The sequence below is a fragment of the Streptomyces sp. NPDC006879 genome (assembly GCF_042869595.1).
Classification (GTDB): domain Bacteria; phylum Actinomycetota; class Actinomycetes; order Streptomycetales; family Streptomycetaceae; genus Streptomyces.
The window spans coordinates 1-16,242 of sequence record NZ_JBIAGC010000048.1 but is presented as its reverse complement, the minus strand read 5'-3'; the positions used below and the strand labels follow the sequence as shown (position 1 = coordinate 16,242).

General features: G+C 70.2%; 14 protein-coding genes. 8 read left to right on the top strand and 6 right to left on the bottom strand.

Going from position 1 to position 16,242, the window contains the following annotated elements; genetic code table 11:
• Nucleotides 1–292: 292 nt before the first annotated feature.
• Entirely contained in the window at nt 293–1,249 is a 957-nt protein-coding gene (locus ACFYMC_RS25530; RefSeq protein ID WP_388529247.1) for a ScbA/BarX family gamma-butyrolactone biosynthesis protein, read from the bottom strand.
• Between the two features lie 125 nt (nt 1,250–1,374).
• Here ACFYMC_RS25530 and ACFYMC_RS25525 point away from each other — a divergent pair, with 125 nt between their 5' ends.
• Entirely contained in the window at nt 1,375–2,049 is a 675-nt protein-coding gene (locus ACFYMC_RS25525; protein ID WP_388529245.1) for a ScbR family autoregulator-binding transcription factor, read from the top strand.
• Between the two features lie 59 nt (nt 2,050–2,108).
• Here the strand turns inward: ACFYMC_RS25525 and ACFYMC_RS25520 are convergent, their stop codons facing one another.
• Together ACFYMC_RS25520 and ACFYMC_RS25515 are read right to left on the bottom strand one after the other, a co-directional pair.
• Nucleotides 2,109–3,605, bottom strand: coding sequence for an aminopeptidase P family protein (locus tag ACFYMC_RS25520; RefSeq protein WP_388529243.1), 1,497 nt, complete (start codon nt 3,603–3,605; stop codon nt 2,109–2,111).
• A gap of 104 nt (nt 3,606–3,709) precedes the next feature.
• Nucleotides 3,710–5,038 carry a PP2C family protein-serine/threonine phosphatase gene (locus ACFYMC_RS25515; protein WP_388529241.1) on the bottom strand — a complete coding sequence of 443 codons (1,329 nt, stop codon included), beginning with the start codon at nt 5,036–5,038 and terminating at the stop codon, nt 3,710–3,712.
• Between the two features lie 562 nt (nt 5,039–5,600).
• Here ACFYMC_RS25515 and ACFYMC_RS25510 point away from each other — a divergent pair.
• Nucleotides 5,601–6,299 carry a bifunctional DNA primase/polymerase gene (locus ACFYMC_RS25510; protein ID WP_388529239.1) on the top strand — a complete coding sequence of 233 codons (699 nt, stop codon included), beginning with the start codon at nt 5,601–5,603 and terminating at the stop codon, nt 6,297–6,299.
• Between the two features lie 183 nt (nt 6,300–6,482).
• Nucleotides 6,483–7,151, top strand: a complete 669-nt coding sequence (locus tag ACFYMC_RS25505) for a hypothetical protein (RefSeq protein WP_388529237.1) — start codon at nt 6,483–6,485, stop codon at nt 7,149–7,151.
• A 275-nt stretch (nt 7,152–7,426) separates the two neighbouring features.
• Here ACFYMC_RS25505 and ACFYMC_RS25500 read toward each other — a convergent pair whose 3' ends face one another.
• The 3 genes from ACFYMC_RS25500 to ACFYMC_RS25490 form a co-directional block, all read right to left on the bottom strand.
• Nucleotides 7,427–8,404, bottom strand: a complete 978-nt coding sequence (locus tag ACFYMC_RS25500) for a DUF5926 family protein (protein ID WP_388529235.1) — start codon at nt 8,402–8,404, stop codon at nt 7,427–7,429.
• Between the two features lie 134 nt (nt 8,405–8,538).
• Complete coding sequence (locus ACFYMC_RS25495) at nt 8,539–9,150, bottom strand: ATP-binding protein (protein ID WP_388529294.1); 612 nt, start codon at nt 9,148–9,150, stop codon at nt 8,539–8,541.
• Nucleotides 9,151–9,232: 82 nt separating this feature from the next.
• The gene (locus tag ACFYMC_RS25490; RefSeq protein WP_388529233.1) at nt 9,233–10,087 is read right to left on the bottom strand and encodes a glycerophosphodiester phosphodiesterase; all 855 of its coding nucleotides are present in this window, start codon (nt 10,085–10,087) and stop codon (nt 9,233–9,235) included.
• Between the two features lie 143 nt (nt 10,088–10,230).
• Here ACFYMC_RS25490 and ACFYMC_RS25485 point away from each other — a divergent pair, with 143 nt between their 5' ends.
• The 5 genes from ACFYMC_RS25485 to ACFYMC_RS25465 all read left to right on the top strand — a co-directional run bounded on the left by ACFYMC_RS25485 (nt 10,231) and on the right by ACFYMC_RS25465 (nt 15,614).
• Nucleotides 10,231–11,736: a S1C family serine protease gene (locus ACFYMC_RS25485; protein ID WP_388529231.1), complete on the top strand. Its 1,506-nt coding sequence runs from the start codon at nt 10,231–10,233 to the stop codon at nt 11,734–11,736.
• A gap of 101 nt (nt 11,737–11,837) precedes the next feature.
• Nucleotides 11,838–12,743: a LysR substrate-binding domain-containing protein gene (locus ACFYMC_RS25480; RefSeq protein ID WP_388529229.1), complete on the top strand. Its 906-nt coding sequence runs from the start codon at nt 11,838–11,840 to the stop codon at nt 12,741–12,743.
• A gap of 114 nt (nt 12,744–12,857) precedes the next feature.
• Nucleotides 12,858–13,424, top strand: coding sequence for a cysteine dioxygenase (locus tag ACFYMC_RS25475; protein WP_388529228.1), 567 nt, complete (start codon nt 12,858–12,860; stop codon nt 13,422–13,424).
• Nucleotides 13,424–14,473: a YeiH family protein gene (locus tag ACFYMC_RS25470; RefSeq protein ID WP_388529226.1), complete on the top strand. Its 1,050-nt coding sequence runs from the start codon at nt 13,424–13,426 to the stop codon at nt 14,471–14,473. Before ACFYMC_RS25475 ends, ACFYMC_RS25470 begins: the two co-directional genes overlap by 1 nt.
• Nucleotides 14,474–14,642: 169 nt before the next feature.
• Nucleotides 14,643–15,614 (top strand): trypsin-like serine peptidase, encoded by a 972-nt coding sequence (locus ACFYMC_RS25465; protein ID WP_388529224.1) that lies wholly within the window; start codon nt 14,643–14,645, stop codon nt 15,612–15,614.
• The last annotated feature ends 628 nt before the right edge of the window (nt 15,615–16,242 follow it).

Sequence of the window (16,242 nt, the reverse complement as noted above, 5' to 3'; positions counted from 1 at the left end):
GTGAGGGATGGCTCTGGTCGGGGGCTGGTGTCGATGTTCCGTGCCGGAACCGTCCGTGCGGAGGGCGCGGGCTTCCTGTGGGCGCCCCACGGTGCGAACGTGATGGGTGGCCGGCTCGGAGGCAGTCCGCATTCGAGGGCTGTTCTGCTCCCGGGAGGGGCGCCGAGTTCTCGGCCCGGGAGCGCTTCAACAACATGAAACCAACTGTGCGGTTTTATAACTCTCTAGAGATCTTCAGCTAGGCCTGAGGATGGGTTGCCTTCCAGCCCTTCGGTCGTCCTGCGCCCTGGGCTCAACACGGCCTGACGGAGGACAACACCGCGCTGAAGACCTCCTCGCCTGCCTGCCGGGCGATCACCTCCACCGATGTCAGCTGCGGGAGCTCCTGCTCGACCAGGCGGGCCGAGACGTAGCACGGCTCGTCGAACTCCACGTAGCGGCGGAAGGAGCTGCGCATCGTGGTGGGGACGAACGGCGACGGCTGGGTGAGGCTGGCCGAGGCCTGGCGGGCGGCCTCCAGGAGCAGCATGCCGGGCACGTGGTCATTGCGGCGCTGGAAGAGCGTCGGGTGGCTGGTGTCCACCCGCAGCAGCCAGCGCCCGTCCTCGGGAAGGGGGGAGATCACGACGTCCTTGGCGCTCCGTCGGCCCGTGAGCGCAGCGGGAGCCGGCGCGGGCAGGGCCACCAGGTCGGGGAGCGGGGCCGCGATCCGCTCGGCGCGCAGCCGCTCGTACACCCTGGGGGCGGTGACCGACCAGTGCGCGGTGGCGACCGCGACGATGCGGCGCTCCCGCTTGATGACCACGTCGGTGCGGGCCTTCTTCAGCGCGCCCCCCCGCAGCACGATCTCTGACAGTTCCACCTCCACCTGTACGTCGCCCGAGCCGCGCGCGCCGAGCATGAGCGGATTGGCTGCGTAGTCGATGCTCTCGATCAGGAAGTGGTACCCGACCGGCACGTCGTAGGCGGCGTGTGCGACCAGGATTCCGGATTGGCGCAAGGTCTCGGCCACGAGGAGCGGATCGTGGAGTCCGCCCGCGACCGGGGTGAAGAAGGGGTGGTTGCGCGACCAGTGGGCGCTGACGAGGAAGCGGTCCGCCCCGGTCCGCCGCCAGCCGGTCGGTATGACGTCCACGTCGGTCGCGCGGTGGGTCAGTTCCCGCAGCGTGTGGTTCAGTCCGGGCTCCTCGCAGGTGGAACCCTGCGCGCCGGACGTGTGGATGCTGCGGACCTCCGCTGGGCTGTTCACTAGTCCCCCTATACCCGTGCTCTACTCTTCTGGGCCGAACAGTTGATAACATACGTACCTGCCGGTTTGTTTTCAATGGTCTAAGCGAAACGGCTACATGAACAAGACCCGTACCAGGAGGCGCAGTGGCGAAGCAGGACCGGGGGGTGCGGACCCGCCTCACGATCCTTGAGGCGGCAGCGCTCGTCTTCGACAAGAAGGGTTTCCAGGCGGCGACCATCAACGACATCCTCGGACAGGCGGGGGTGACGAAGGGGGCCTTCTACTTCCACTTCGAGTCGAAGGACGCGGTCGCCCTGGCGATCCTGGATGCCCAGCTGCCGGTGACGGAACTCGTGCCGGACCGAACCATCGCGCTCCAGAAGATCGCGGACGTCGGTTTCCTGCACGGAGCGCTCATCACTCACGACCCGCTGGTGCGCGGCAGCGTCCGGCTGGCGATGAGCCCCATGCCCGGACCGGTCGACCAGCGGCAGCCGTTCCGCGGCTGGCACGACTTCACCACCCGGGTGCTCAACCAGGCCAGGGAAGAGGGTGAGCTGCTGCCCCATGTGGTGATCGAGGACGTCGCGGACCTGGTCGTCGGCACCTTCGCCGGCGTGCAGATGACCTCGTCGATCATGTCGGACTACCGCGACCTGCCGCACCGCCTCGTGGTTCTGATGCAGCACGTGATGTCATCGGTCGCCGTGCCCGCGGTGCTGGCCCGACTGGACCTGACCGACGACCGAGGCGAACGCCTCTACGCGGAGGTCATGGCCACGCTCGCCGCCCGCGAATGCGTGGCTGCCCATACATGAGGACACCGACGGGCGGGCACCTTCCTGAGGCGCCCGCCCGTCGGCGTCTCCGCGTGGACTCAGCCCTTCAGCTGAGCCATCCACGCCTCGACCTCGTCAGAACGCCTCGGCAGGGCAGCTGACAGGTTCCGGTTGCCGTCCTCGGTGACCAGGATGTCGTCCTCGATCCGGACGCCGATGCCGCGGTACTCCTCGGGCACCGTCAGATCGTCGGCCTGGAAGTACAGGCCCGGCTCCACCGTCAGGCACACGCCCGGCTCCAAAGTGCCGTCGACGTACGCCTCGGTGCGCGCCGCGGCGCAGTCGTGGACGTCCATGCCCAGCATGTGGCCCGTCCCGTGGAGCGTCCAGCGGCGCTGTAGCCCCAGTTCCAGAACGCGCTCGACGGGCCCCTGGAGCAGTCCCCACTCCACCAGCTTCTCGGCCAGGACGCGCTGTGAGGCGTCGTGGAAGTCGCGGAACTTGGCGCCCGGCTTCACCGCGGCGATGCCGGCCTCCTGGGACTCGTACACCGCGTCGTAGATCTTGCGCTGGATCTCGCTGTAGGTGCCGTTGATCGGCAGGGTGCGGGTGACGTCCGCGGTGTAGAGGGAGTGGGTTTCCACGCCGGCGTCCAGCAGCAGCAGGTCGCCGGAGCGGACCGCGCCGTCGTTGCGGACCCAGTGCAGGGTGCAGGCGTGGGCGCCGGCGGCGCAGATCGAGCCGTAGCCGACGTCGTTGCCCTCGACTCGGGCGCGAAGGAAGAACGTGCCCTCGATGTAGCGCTCGGAGGTGGCCTGCGCCTTGTCGAGCACCTTCACGACGTCCTCGAAGCCGCGGACGGTGGAGTCCACGGCCTTCTGGAGCTCGCCGACCTCGAAGGCGTCCTTCACCGCGCGGGCTTCGGAGAGGTAGACGCGCAACTCCTCGTCGCGCTCCTTGGTGACCTTGTCCGTCAGCGCGGCCTCGATCACCGTGTCGTGGCCACGCACCACCCGCACCGGGCCGGTCGCCTCCGCCAGTTCCTCGGCGAGCCGCCGCACGTCCCGGGCGGGGACGCCCAGCAGTTGCTCGGCTTCGGCGAGCGAATGGCGCCGGCCGACCCACAGCTCGCCCTGGCCGGACAGCCAGAACTCGCCGTTCTCCCGGTCGGAGCGCGGCAGCAGGTAAACCGTCGCGGTGTGTCCGGAGGCGGTGGGCTCCAGGACCAGGACGCCGTTCTCGGTCTGGTCGCCGGTGAGGTAGGCGTACTCCGTCGACGCCCGGAAGGGGTACTCGGTGTCGTTCGAGCGGGTCTTCAGGCGGCCCGATGGAACCACCAGGCGTTCACCGGGGAAGCGGGCGGAGAGCGCGGCCCGCCGGTCCGCGGTGTGGGCGGCCTGTGCGATCGGCTCCAGTCCGCGCAGTTCGGTATCGGCCCAACCACTGCGCATGGACTCGGCGAGCTCGTCGGACACTCCCGGGTACAGACCGTTCTTGCGCTGTTTGACCGGCGCCGTTCCCTCGGCCGTCTCTTCGACTGCCTCGATGGTCTCGTCCGCTTCCGGGGTCTCCGGCTCGGTGAGCTCTTCGGCCACGGGTCCGCCTCCTTCTGGTACGACTCTGAACCACTCCCATCGTACGGTCGTACGGAAGGGGCCCCAGAGTCGCAAGGCCCGAGTGCGCGGTGCGCCGCGGCGCCTCACTCGAAGCGCGCCGCCAACAGGACCACGTCCTCGTCGTCCGGCACCTCACCCAGCCCGTCCGCGAGGACGCTCTTGAGGACGTGGTCGGCGATGGCGCCCGGGTCCTCGCGATGGGACCGCGGCACGCTCGCAGCGGCGGCGTGCAGGCGTGCGAAGGCCCGGTCCATGGCGTCGCCGGTGCGTTGCAGGAGCCCATCGGTGTACAGCAATACCGTTTCTCCCGGTGCTGGCTCCACCTCCACGCAGGGCGCCTCCCAACAGGAGAGCATCCCCAGCGGCGCGGACAGCGAGGTCTCCACGAACTCGGTTCGCCCCGCCCCGATCAGCAACGGCGGGGTGTGCCCGGCCCCGGCGAGGGTGATCCTACGCAAGGCAGGCTCACAGAAGGCGAAGAGCGCGGTGGCCGAGCGCGCGGGTTCCGTCACCCGCAGCAGCAACTCCAGGTCGGAGAGGACCGCGACCGGGTCCTCGCCCTCCATCACGGCGTACGCGCGTAGCGAGGCCCGCAGCCGTCCCATGGCGGCGACCGCGCTGGGCCCGGAGCCGCTGACCGAGCCGACGGCGAGGCCGAGCGCTCCTTCCGGCAGCGGCAGCGCGTCGTACCAGTCCCCGCCGCCCCTCGCGCTGGTGCGGTGTCGGGCGGCGAGCTGGACCCCGGCGACGCGGGGCAGTCTGCTGGGCAGCAGTTCCTCGGCGAAGGCGGTCAGCCGTGAACGGGCCCGCTCCACTTCCAGGACCTGGGTCAGGTGCTCGGCGGCGTATTGGCAGTACAGACCGACCAGGTGACGCTGGCGCTCGGTGGGTTCGGCGCTTTCGTCGTAGAACCAGACGACCACTCCGAGCCGACCGGCGGCGCTGGGGTTCAGCGGCAGCGCGAAGCTGGCGGCGTAGCCGAGGCGTGAGGCGACCTCGCGATGGCGCGGGTCGACGGGAGGCCCGTAGCGGCCTTCACCGGCGTCCGGATCGGCTGTGGGCAGCAGTTCGCTGCCGCCCTCGGCTCCGGGGAGTCCGGCGAGGACGCGGCCGTAGACGGTGGCCTCGCGCGGAACCGTTTCGATGCTGCCGAGGTCGGCCCGGGTCAGTCCCAGCCCCACGGTGTGGGCCGGGCCCAGCCCGTCCGCGGGTTCGAGCACGACCAGACCGCGGCGGGCCCCCACCAGAGCTGCCCCCGCGCGCAGCACCTCGTCCAGGGATTCGGTGAGTTGCCCGGTCCGCGCGAGGCGCTCGGTGAGTTCGTGCAGTGTGGTCAGGTCGGAGACCCAGCCGGCCAGGCGGTCTTGAATGACCGTGCCAGGTGCGGGAGATGTGGTCGGGCGCTGCCCCACGTGCGCGGGCGCGACAGTGTGCGTGGGTGTAGGAGCTGCTGGGTCGATTCCAGCCACTTTCGGGGGGTGCGGGGCGCTCATGGCTGCCGCCTTTCCGCCTGGTGCGATTCGCTGAATAGCATCGCAAAACCCCCAGATCATTCTGCGCCGCCATCAATGCTCCACATCTACACGCCGAGGTGGGGTGTGTCCAGCACTGTCCCCGTGGGAATCTGGGGTGTCCATGGGGCGGCAACTCGCCATAGGATCGGGGCTGAAACTTGGCTGAAAAATACCCCGAGTGGACCTCTTTTGCGGTCGACTGAAGCTGCCGGGCAGAGCGTCATATCGTGCGTGATGGGTACGTAATCGGTGGTGGCCAGGGGCAGTTGAGTCGCCCCCGCTATCCGGCGCCGCTCACGCGCCCACTTCGCCTGGCGTTTGATGGATCACCGTACGAACCGCTTGAACCCATCCCAAGTCGGACTAAACGGACAGTGGCGCAAAAACATGCACGTGTGGTGAAGCACCCCATACATGGTGTGATGTGGCCCCCGGCGTTCAACGGAAAGGACGAGCGCTCATGCGCGAGATCCTCGGAAGGCGACGCAGGCTCCTGGACCGCTTCGGCCTACGGTCGCGGCAGGCGTTCCGGCGCAGCGGTCCCGCTGTTCTCCTCGACGCGGCCTTGAACTGCGCGACCAACTGGCGGTGGCCGGTGGTTCCGGGCGTCGGGCCGGCTCCAGGGGCCGCAGACGACTGTGGCTGCCCCGACCCCGATTGCGTGGTCCCGCAGGCGCACCCCTTCGACCCGGGTCTCCTCGCCGCCACCACCGACGGCCGCATGGTGCGCTGGTGGTGGACCAACCGCCCCACCGCGCCCCTGATCCTGGCCACCGGCGGGACCGCCCCCTGCGCCGTCAGCCTGCCGGCCGCCGCAGGAGCGCACGCACTGGTTCATCTCGACGCCGTGGGTGTACGCCTCGGCCCGGTCATCACCACGGCCACGCGCTGTTCGTTCCTCGTCGCGCCCTATTCACTCGAACGGCTCGGCGAACTCCTCTATGCCAAGGACTGGGTTCCGCCCTCCCTCAGGTTCCACGGCGAGGGCGGCTACCTGCTGCTGCCGCCGTCGGCTCCGGCCGCGAACGCGGCCCGCTGGGTGCGGGCTCCTCTGCCTGGATCCTCCCGCCCCTGGCTGCCCGATGTGGAAGCGGTGGTGGATGCGCTCGTCGAGGCCAGCACCGGGGCCCCCGGCGGCGGTAGTCGCCTCGCCTACTGAGGCCGCCCGAGGTATCCGGCGTGGCCAAGCCGTCCGCGCGAGCTCACTCGAACGGGTGCGAGCGGGGCGGAGATGTACGGGAATCGGGCGCACCGGCCCGCCGGAGCAGGCGACCCGTCGCTATCTTCGGCGCACCGCAGTGTTTTCTCCGGACCGCCGGCGGATCGACAGATGGAACACGCCATGAACCTCCGCATGATCGGCATCGGCGCCGGCGTGCTGCTCGCTGTCCTGCTGCCCTTCGCGGTGGCCTCGGCCGGTCCGTCCGCGCCGACCTCTTCGGGCGCGCCCGGAGTCCGGCCGGCGGTTCCGGCCGCGTTGGGGGGTGTCGCGCCGGAGGCTCCGTCGACGTCGGTGCCGTCCGTGCCGTCCCACGGTCTGGGTTCGGCTGCCTCGGTCGCCGACGAGCCTGCGGGGAAGCGGCGAACGCTCCTGGGCGAGTTGGGTCTTGCCGGAACCGGCCCCGAGGACGGGTCCCCGTCCGTGGGCGGGAACCCCGCTGGGAGGACCGCGGCGCGCTGCGGTCCGGCGCTGTCTTCGCCGGAAGGAGTTGAGGCGCAGACGTGCGTACTCGTCGGTGGAGGGGAGACCTGGGCGCGAACGTACTACCGCAACGCCACCGGTGATGCCTTGCGTGCGGTGCTGACCCTGATGGGGCCGCGGGGCAGGACGGTGCAGATCCACTGTGCGGTGGCTGCCGGGGACGAGCCGGGCGTCTGTCAGACCCCGCACGAAGCCTCGGTGGGAGGGGCCGACGAGTACACGGCGGTAGCGGAATTCGCCGTACCGGAAGAAGAGAGTCCGCTATTGCTGCGGGCGGGTAGCAACGCACCCACTGTGGGCGGAAGTTGAAGTTCCGCTGCGCTGGCCTCGATCTTTATCCAGCTTTCGAGGGGAAAGGAAACGCCCGATCGCTGGCGACGGGGGATGCACCAGCGACCGGGCTACTAGAACGGTAACAAGAGATCGCGTGTTCGCAAATTCGATCTCGGGTATTTGGACAGGGATTTCCCTGCCAATAGCCGGAGTTGTGACAGGAGTCACCAAACTGGCCGGTCGGTGCGTAAGGGGCCGTCGTCCGACGGCGAACGACGGCCCCCAACTCCCGCTCGTGTGAAGCTCGATGATCAGCTGAGTGTCACTTGACGGTTGGTCAGGCCGCCTCGGGCCCGACGCTCCTCGGCGGTCAACGGCTCCTGCGCGGCCAATGCGCGCGCCAGTCGTTCGGCGAACTCCACGGCAGGCTTCTCGATGTCCGACGCGGCCATCGAGGTGGGCAGGTCCCAGACCGGGACCATCAACCCGTGCGCCCGGAAAGAGCCCACCAGACGGGTGCCCTCGCCCAGTGAGGACTCGCCCGCGGCATGCAGCCGGGCGAGTGCGTCCAGCAACCTCTCCTCGGCGTGCGGCATCACCCAGCGCAGGTGGTTCTTCTCCGGGGTCTCGCACCAGTAGGCGGCTTCGACGCCGGACAGCTTGACCGTCGCGATCGCGGCTGCGTTGGCCCGCTCCAGGGAAGCGGCGATCTCCGGAGTGGAAGCCGAATCGTCGTTCGCGATCCAGAACTCGAAGCCGGTGTGCACCACCGGTTCGAACGCGCCGTCAGCATCCAGCAGGTCCTGGAGACGGGGCCCCTCGCCGGTCACCCGCTCGGCGGCCACCGCGGTGCCGGGCTCGGCGGCCAACGCCCGGCGCAACGTGTCGGCGAGATCGCGGCTGAGGTCACCGGAGGAGGTGTCGTTCTGCAGGCCGAGCAGTACCGACCCGTCGTCGCGGCGCAGCGCCGGCCAGGCCATCGGCAGCACCGTCGCCAGTGTCACCGAGGGCACGCCCTGCGGCAGTCCGCCCTTGAGCGGCAGCTCCACCGTCGCGGCCGGCACCAGTTCACGCAGCGCGACCCAGTCGCACTCGTTCGGCAGGCCCTCGAAGGGGCGCTGCACCAGCTCGGTGACGGCGTGGGCCGCCTCCCGTCCGTGGCAGGCCTTGTACCGGCGGCCCGAACCACACGGGCACGGCTCCCGCGCACCGACGACGGGGATCTCCCCACTCGTACGCTGCGCCTGAGCGTGCGGCTTGCCCTTGGTCTGAGGGCGCTTCTTGGCCATGGTGGGTGCTCCCGTTGTGCGGCGTGCGGTGCTGACCCGCGCGAGCCTAGTACCCGGGCGCCGCCCGGGTCGGTCTCCTCGGGCCGCGGTGCCGCTCGTCCTTGGGGGAGGGCCCGGGCCGGACCGACGGAGGCTTAAAGGCTCAGGTCCTCGTAGCCCCCGCAGAGATCGAGCACCGGCGTTGCGGCGGGTGCAACGCGCGTAGCGAAATCGGTGGCCCGATGCCCGTCCGTGATGAGGGCCCAGACGGTGACCTCTCCGCCCGCCCCGTCCCGGACCCCCCAGTCCTGGGCGAGCGCGCTGATGATGTTCAGACCGCGCCCGCCTCGCGCGGACACCGAGGGGGTGGCCGGAAGCGGGCGGGTGGGCCCACCCCCGTCCGTCACCTCGACGGTCAGTCGCCCCGAGAGGTCCACCCGCCAGGCGGCGCGGACGTCGCCGTCGCCCCGCTCGGCTCTTCCCAGGGGCCTGCCGTGCCGGCAGGCATTGCTCAACAGCTCGGAAAGGATCAGTACGGCATCGTCGACCATCGCTTCGGGCATCCCGTTGACGCGCAATTCCGCACGCATCCGGTGCCTCGCCTCGCCCACGCCCGCAGGACCATGGGGTACGGCCATGCTCGACGACGTGGGCACTTCCTGTGCCACCACCAACGCCACCCCCGGAACCTCCTTAGCCCCACGCCATGGTCTGGATGCCCCATTGGCCTGGACCGGAAACCGCCCCGATCGGGGCCTGTGACGCAGTGGTGACGCACTCGTCACCCAGAGATACGGAGCGGATGCGCCGGGGCACTCCCCGTTACAGCGGCAAACAGGGCAAAGTGCACTACGGGCGACCAAGTTGGGTCAGAACCTGGCGTGGCCGATTAGTGATGATCGCTTCTACACCCAGATCCGCGCAGAGCTGAACATCCTCTGGTTCGTTCACCGTCCACACGTGGACCGCGTTGCCGGCCTCCTGGAGCCGTCTGATGAAACCAGGCTGATTGCGTACGATCCGCATCCCCGGACCCGCGATCCTCACCCCCGCCGGTAGCCGCCCGTCCCATATCCGTGGCGAGACGAACTGCATCAGATACACCGTCGGGATCGTCGGCGCCGCCGCCCGTACCCGGTGCAGGGACCGGGCCGAGAAGCTCATGATCCGCACCGGTGACTCCTGGGGGGCCGCCGGCGCGTCCAGCCCGAACCGCTTCAACAGGAGCAGCAGCCGCTCCTCCACCTGGCCCGCCCAGCGAGTGGGGTGCTTGGTCTCGATGGCCAGCTCAACCGGCCGCCCCGCGTCGGCGACCAGCTCCAACAGCCGCTCCAAGGTCAGCACCGACCGTTCCGGATCCACCGGGCCCGCCAGAGCGCCCAGATCCCCATCCCAATCGGAGTCGGGGGACTCCGCCGAGTCCTTCCAGGAGCCGAAGTCCAGCGCCGCGAGTTCGGCCAGCTCCAGGGCGGAGACCGCCCCGCGGCCGTTGGACGTGCGGTTCACCCGCCGGTCGTGCACGCAGACCAGATGACCGTCCGCAGTCAACCGGACATCGCATTCGAGGGCGTCCGCGCCGTCCTCGATGGCCTTGCGGTATGCGGCGAGCGTGTGTTCGGGCGCGTCCTCTGACGCGCCGCGGTGCGCCACCACCTGGATCGGCCTGCTGGCCGGGTGAAGGGAATGCTGTCGTGCTTGGGTCACTGCGTCATCGTGCCACCGACCCGGGGTGCCGTGCGCCGCACCGATACACAGGTCCGGCTTACAGTGCTCTGACGGGACATGGGAAAAGCTTTTGCCAGACCGTCCCCGCACACACGAGTACTCATGGGAACGAGGAGTGAGCTTTGAACACCGAGAACGAGGGCACCGCGGCAGCCACGCCCCCCGCGGCCCCCTCCGCACCCCCTGCGCCGGTGGCCGCTCCCGCACCTGAGAACACCGCTCCCGGACCTACTCCCGGGCCGCAGCCCGCGCCCGCCGAAGCCACTGCGCCGCTGCCGCCGGTGCCGGGCACCCCGGGACCGCCCACGGGTACGCCGTACGCACAGGACGCCCCGCCGCCGCACCCGCAGCAGGGCCAGCCCGGCGAACACCCCACCCAGGCTCCTCCCGCGCAACACCCCCAGGACGCCTCCTGGCCGCCGCCCCCGCCGGTGCAGCCGGGCTACGGCGCCGGTGGTGGCGGCTGGCACGACCCCTGGGCCGTTCCCACCCCTCCCGCGCCGAGGCCCAAGGGGCGCGGCGGGTTCGTGGCCGCTGTCCTGGCCGCCGCGCTGCTGGCCGGCGGGGTCGGCGGCGGAATCGGCTACGTGGCCGCCAAGAACGTGGACGACAGCACCGGATCCACCACGGTGAGCGCGACCGCGCCGCGCGACCTCAAGCGCGAAGCCGGATCAGTCGCGGACCTCGCGGCCAAGGCACTGCCCAGCGTGGTCACGATCAACGCCGAAGGCGGCAACGGCGAAGGCGGCACCGGCACCGGCTTCGTCTACGACCAGCAGGGCCACATCCTCACCAACAACCACGTGGTCGCCTCCGCGGCCAACGGCGGCAAGCTCTCCGCCACCTTCTCCGACGGCCGCCGCTTCGACGCCGAGGTCATCGGCCGCGCCGAGGGCTACGACGTGGCCGTCCTCAAGCTCAAGAACGCCAGCGGACTGACCCCGCTGCCGCTCGGCGACTCCGACAAGGTCGCGGTGGGCGACTCCACCATTGCCATCGGGGCGCCGTTCGGCCTGTCCAACACGGTCACCACGGGCATCGTCAGTGCCAAGAAGCGTCCCGTCGCCTCCGGCGACGGCAGTGGCAACGGCAAGAACTCCTACATGAGTGCCCTCCAGACCGACGCCTCGATCAACCCGGGCAACTCCGGCGGCCCCCTGATCGACTCCAGTGGCGCGGTGATCGGGATCAACTCCGCGATCCAGTCCGCGGGAAGCGGCGGCTTCGGAGCCTCCCAGGCCGGATCCATCGGCCTCGGCTTCGCCATCCCGATCAACCAGGCAAAGAACGTGGCCGAGCAGCTCATCAAGGACGGCCGACCGGTCTACCCCAAGATCGGCGCCTTCGTGGACCTCGCCAACAAGGGTGAAGGTGCCAAGATCTCCGGCTCCGACGGCGTGGGCGGCAGCGCACCGATCGAACCGTCCGGTCCGGCCGCCAAAGCCGGACTGCGGCCCGGCGACGTGATCACCAAGCTGGACAACACCGTCATCGACAGCGGGCCGACCCTCATCAGCGAGATCTGGACCCACAAGCCCGGCGACCAGGTGAAGATCACCTACCTCCGGGACGGGAAGCAGGCCACCGTCGACCTCGTCCTGGGCAGCCGGGTCGGAGACGACGGCTGACCCCCCCTCGCTGACCCGAACTCCCGCGATGACCTGAAGGGGTGGGGCGCGGGGCGCGAAAGCGCCTGTGACCCACCCCAAGGTCCGCTTATGATTCCGGCGTGTTCGATTCTCGGCACATCCGGACCTTCCACGAGGTGGTCACCTCGGGGTCCTACTCGGCAGCCGCCCGAGCCCTCGGCTACACCCAGCCGGCGATCACCCAGCAGATGAAGGCCCTCGAACGGGCCGTCGGCACGCCGCTGTTCACCCGCGTGGGCCGGCAGATGCGGCTGACCGAGGCGGGGCGGTCCCTCGCCCGCCACTGCGAGGTCATCCTCGACAGCCTCACCGCCGCCCAAGCCCAGATGCAGGCGTACACCCGGCTGCGGGCCGGCACCGTACGGGTCTGCGCCTTCCCCAGCGCCAGCGCCACCCTGCTCCCCGAAGCCCTCGCCGGACTCAGCGCCGTGCACCCCGACATCCGTGTCGAGCTCATCGAAGACGAGCCGCCCGGATCGCTCCACCGACTCACCCGCGGCGAATGCGACATCACCCTCGCCTTCACCTACCCCGGCCTCCACGAAGACGTTCCGGACGAGGTCACCGAGGTCGCGCTGTTGGAAGACCAACTGACCGTGCTGCTGCCCACCGGCCACGCGCTGGCCCGAAGACGCGCGGTCAAACTGGCCGACCTCGCACAAGAGCGCTGGATCGCCGGCTGCCTGCGCTGCCGGGCCAACCTGCTGCACGCATGCGCCGAACTCGGCTTCGTACCCGACATCGCCTTCGCCACCGACGACTTCCTCGTGGTGCAGAGCCTCGTGGCCGAAGGACTCGGCGTGGCCCTCATGCCCGCGCTGGTGCTGCCCTTCCTCGCGCCTGGCCGGGTCACCGGCCGAGCGCTCCAGCCCGCCGCCCGCCGACAGGTCTCGGCCTACGCCTTCCGCGACCACCTGCGCATACCCGCAACCGCGTTGGTGCTCGCGGAACTCAAACGGGCCGCAGACCGCCGCGTCGGCTGCTGACCCCACCAGGAGCGGCCCGCCTACCGGAGCGGCCACCACCTATAAGCGGAACTGAGGGAGTCCCCTCAGAACTCTCGTTGGACGTGTGGGCCGGCCGGCCCCGACGCTGCACCCATGACGGCCCCCACCACCTCCCGGCCCACGATCCGGGTGACCCCCCGGATGACGCGGCTGATCGCCCACATCACCGCGGTCGTCGCGCGCGGGCTGCCGCCCGAGCACACCGTCCACCTGATCGGCGAACGCCTCGCCTTGCACCTCGGCGCCGCCGACCTGCTCACGCCCGAACAGCGCGAGGGGGACCCCGCGCACTACCGCCAGCACCTCCTGCACGCCGAAGAGGACGGCAGCTTCTCCGTCGTGGCCCTGGTCTGGCTCCCCGGCCAGCAGACCGCCATCCACGACCACGTGTCCTGGTGCGTCACGGGGGTGCACCAGGGCCAGGAGAGCGAACGCCGCTACCGGCTTGAGGCGGACCCCGCCGGCGGTCCCGCACGCCTGGTCGCCACCGAGGACCTGACCAACGCCCTCGGCGACGTGTGCGGCTTCGCACCGCCCGGCGACATCCACCGGGTGTGCAACTCCGGTGCCGGCACGGCGATATCGCTCCACGTCTACGGAGCGGACATCGCCCGACTGGGCAGCAGCGTCCGGCGCGTCTACCCGCTGCCGGGCCAGTGATGGCCCTACTGCACCGGCCGGGAGCCACCGCCCGGCAGGCGAAGACGGGCGCCCCTCGAACACCATCTGCCCGGCCTGGACTGGCGTTGGCCGCAGCGGGCACCGCCGCGGCCTGGGGCGTGCACCGCGCCGCGGCCGACGTTCCGATGCTGACCGCCGCCGTGGTCCTCGGAGTCATCGGCGCCCACCTGCCCCGACTACGCGTCTTCGTACGAGGAAACGGACGTCCGGGACTCTCGCTCGCCGGACGCCGTCTGATGCGGGTCGGCATCGTCCTGCTCGGCCTCGATCTGGGCCTCGGCCAGGTGCTCGAACTCGGCTGGGCCACCGTCGTCATGGTGCTCGCCGTGGTGGCTGCCACCTTCGCCGGGACTTGCTGGCTGGGACGCCGGCTCGCGCTCCCCGGGGACCAACCGCTCCTGATCGCCACCGGCTACTCCATCTGCGGGGCCTCGGCCATCGGCGCGGTGAGCGAGGCCCACGGCAGCAAAGAGGAGGACACCGCCGCCTCGATCGCCCTGGTCACCCTGTGCGGGACGCTCGCCATCGCGGTGCTGCCCCTGCTCCAGGGGCCGCTGGGGCTTTCGGACGCCGAATTCGGCCGATGGGTCGGAGCCAGTGTCCACGACGTGGGCCAGGTGGTCGCCACCGCACAGACCGCCGGGCCAGCGGCCCTGGGCGATGCCGTGCTGGTGAAGCTGATGCGGGTGGCACTGCTCGCCCCCCTGGTTGCCGCCGTGGCCATGACCGTTCGGGCCCGTCGCACCGCGACCCCCGCCACCAACCGCCGGCCTCCGCTGGTCCCGCTGTTCGTCCTGGGCTTCCTGCTGACGGCGGCCGTGCGCGCCACCGGCCACGTCCCCGGGACGGTCCTCCAACACACCGGCCAGATCCGAGAACTCCTCCTCGCTGCCGCCCTCTTCGCCCTCGGCAGCGCAGTCCACCTGCCCACGCTCGCACGAACCGGGGGTCGGGCGGCGGTGCTGGGACTCGGCGCCTGGCTGGTGGTGGCCGGAGCCTCCTACGGCGGCGTGCTGCTGACCACCTGATCCAGCCAGAATCCCGCTCTCCACGCCACAGATCTGACGAGCCATCATTTTTCGTGGCACGCTGCCAGAGAACCCCGTAAAGCCGCACGCCGATCCGCACCGCTCTCTCTTCATCCCCCACCCTGCCCGCGCTCCAGGCAGCCGCGGGCACGGACCGAAGGAGTCCTGCGTGAGAAGCCACCGCAAGACCACCACCCTCCTGCTCGCCGCCGGCACCCTCCTGGTGGGCGCCCTCGGCGCCACCCCCGCAGGCGCCGCCGAGGACACCACGGCCACCCGCAACACCTCCACCCCGGGCCACACCAAGGGCTTTTGGACGGCCGATCGGATGCGCGCCGCCCGACCGCTCGACCTCAACCGCGCCCCGACAGCAGTCAAACCCCGACCAGCAGCGGGCCGTACCACCACCATCCCCCCGACCCGCGCCACGGACGGCGCACCGGCTTCGGCCCCCACCGCCTTCCCCCAGTCCGGCGGCGCCTGGACCGGCGGCGGGGCGGTGGTCAAGACCTCCGGCCGGGTGTTCTTCACCATGGGCGACCGCACGGCCTCCTGCTCCGGTGACTCCATCACCAGCCAGAACGGCAGCACCGTGATCACCGCGGGTCACTGCGTGAAGTACCAGGGGGCCTGGCACACCAACTGGGTCTTCGTACCCGCCTACCACGACGGCAGCGCGCCCTACGGACAGTGGACCGCCACCAAGACCTCCGCCACCGACCAGTGGGCGGCCAGTGAGGACATGAACCACGACGTGGGCTTCGCCGTCGTCGCCCCGCAGAACGGGCGGACCCTGACCGAGGCCGTCGGCGCCCAGGGAATCCAGTTCAACGGCGGCTACAACAAGCGCATGTACTCCTTCGGCTTCCCCGCGGCAACGCCCTACGACGGCAGCAAGCTGATCTACTGCAGTGGCAACAGCAGCCGCGACTTCCTTTTCACCCGCGACCACAGCCTGGGCTGCAACATGACCGGCGGATCCAGCGGAGGCCCCTGGTTCACCAACTTCGACGAAGCCACCGGGCTCGGGCTTCAGGTGTCTGTCAACTCCTTCGGATACGTCTTCCTGCCCAACCGGATGTTCGGCCCGTACTTCGGCAACGAGGCGAAGGCCGCCTACGACAAGGCCCAGCTCGGATAGGGCGCCCGGCCGGACCGCCCCGCTCCTCGGCAGGAGCGATGGGCGGCACACCAGTCCCACGCGGCTGCGCGTGACCAGCCGATGAATCCGAGGTGGGCAACCGCGCTGGTGCGGGCCCCGCTGGTGCTGACCAATCGGGAGTTCGCTCGCTGATGGCCGAGGGTCCTCCCGCTGGACTACCGCTCCCGGACCTGGCTGAGCGGCCCGATACCTGCGCAGACCAGCCCACCTGACGTGCAGTCTTCACGATGCCCACGGCTCACTCGGCTACGCGGATCGCTGCGTACACACATCGGAGAGACCGGCACGAGCCTGCGCGGAGCTGGTTGGCGGGCCACTGAGCTCACTCGGGATCAGTGAGCTCACCCCGCCCCATGTCCATACCAACGGCTCGACGGCGAGGAGGGAACACAGATCCGAGTTCCGCCGTACGGAGGGAATCTGGCCGTCAAGGAAGAATCGGCGGTGTTGCGGCGCCATGATCGTGAAGCTTCGCGCAGCCGAGCGCGTTGGACCAAGTTCTCGATCATGGAGTCCTACCTTCTTGATGTGGGTCTGAGCTGGTCATTCGTAAGATCGGCGGGCCCAGGGGTTCCGGGTATGGCTGTCATGGAGTCGCCGCTGGATG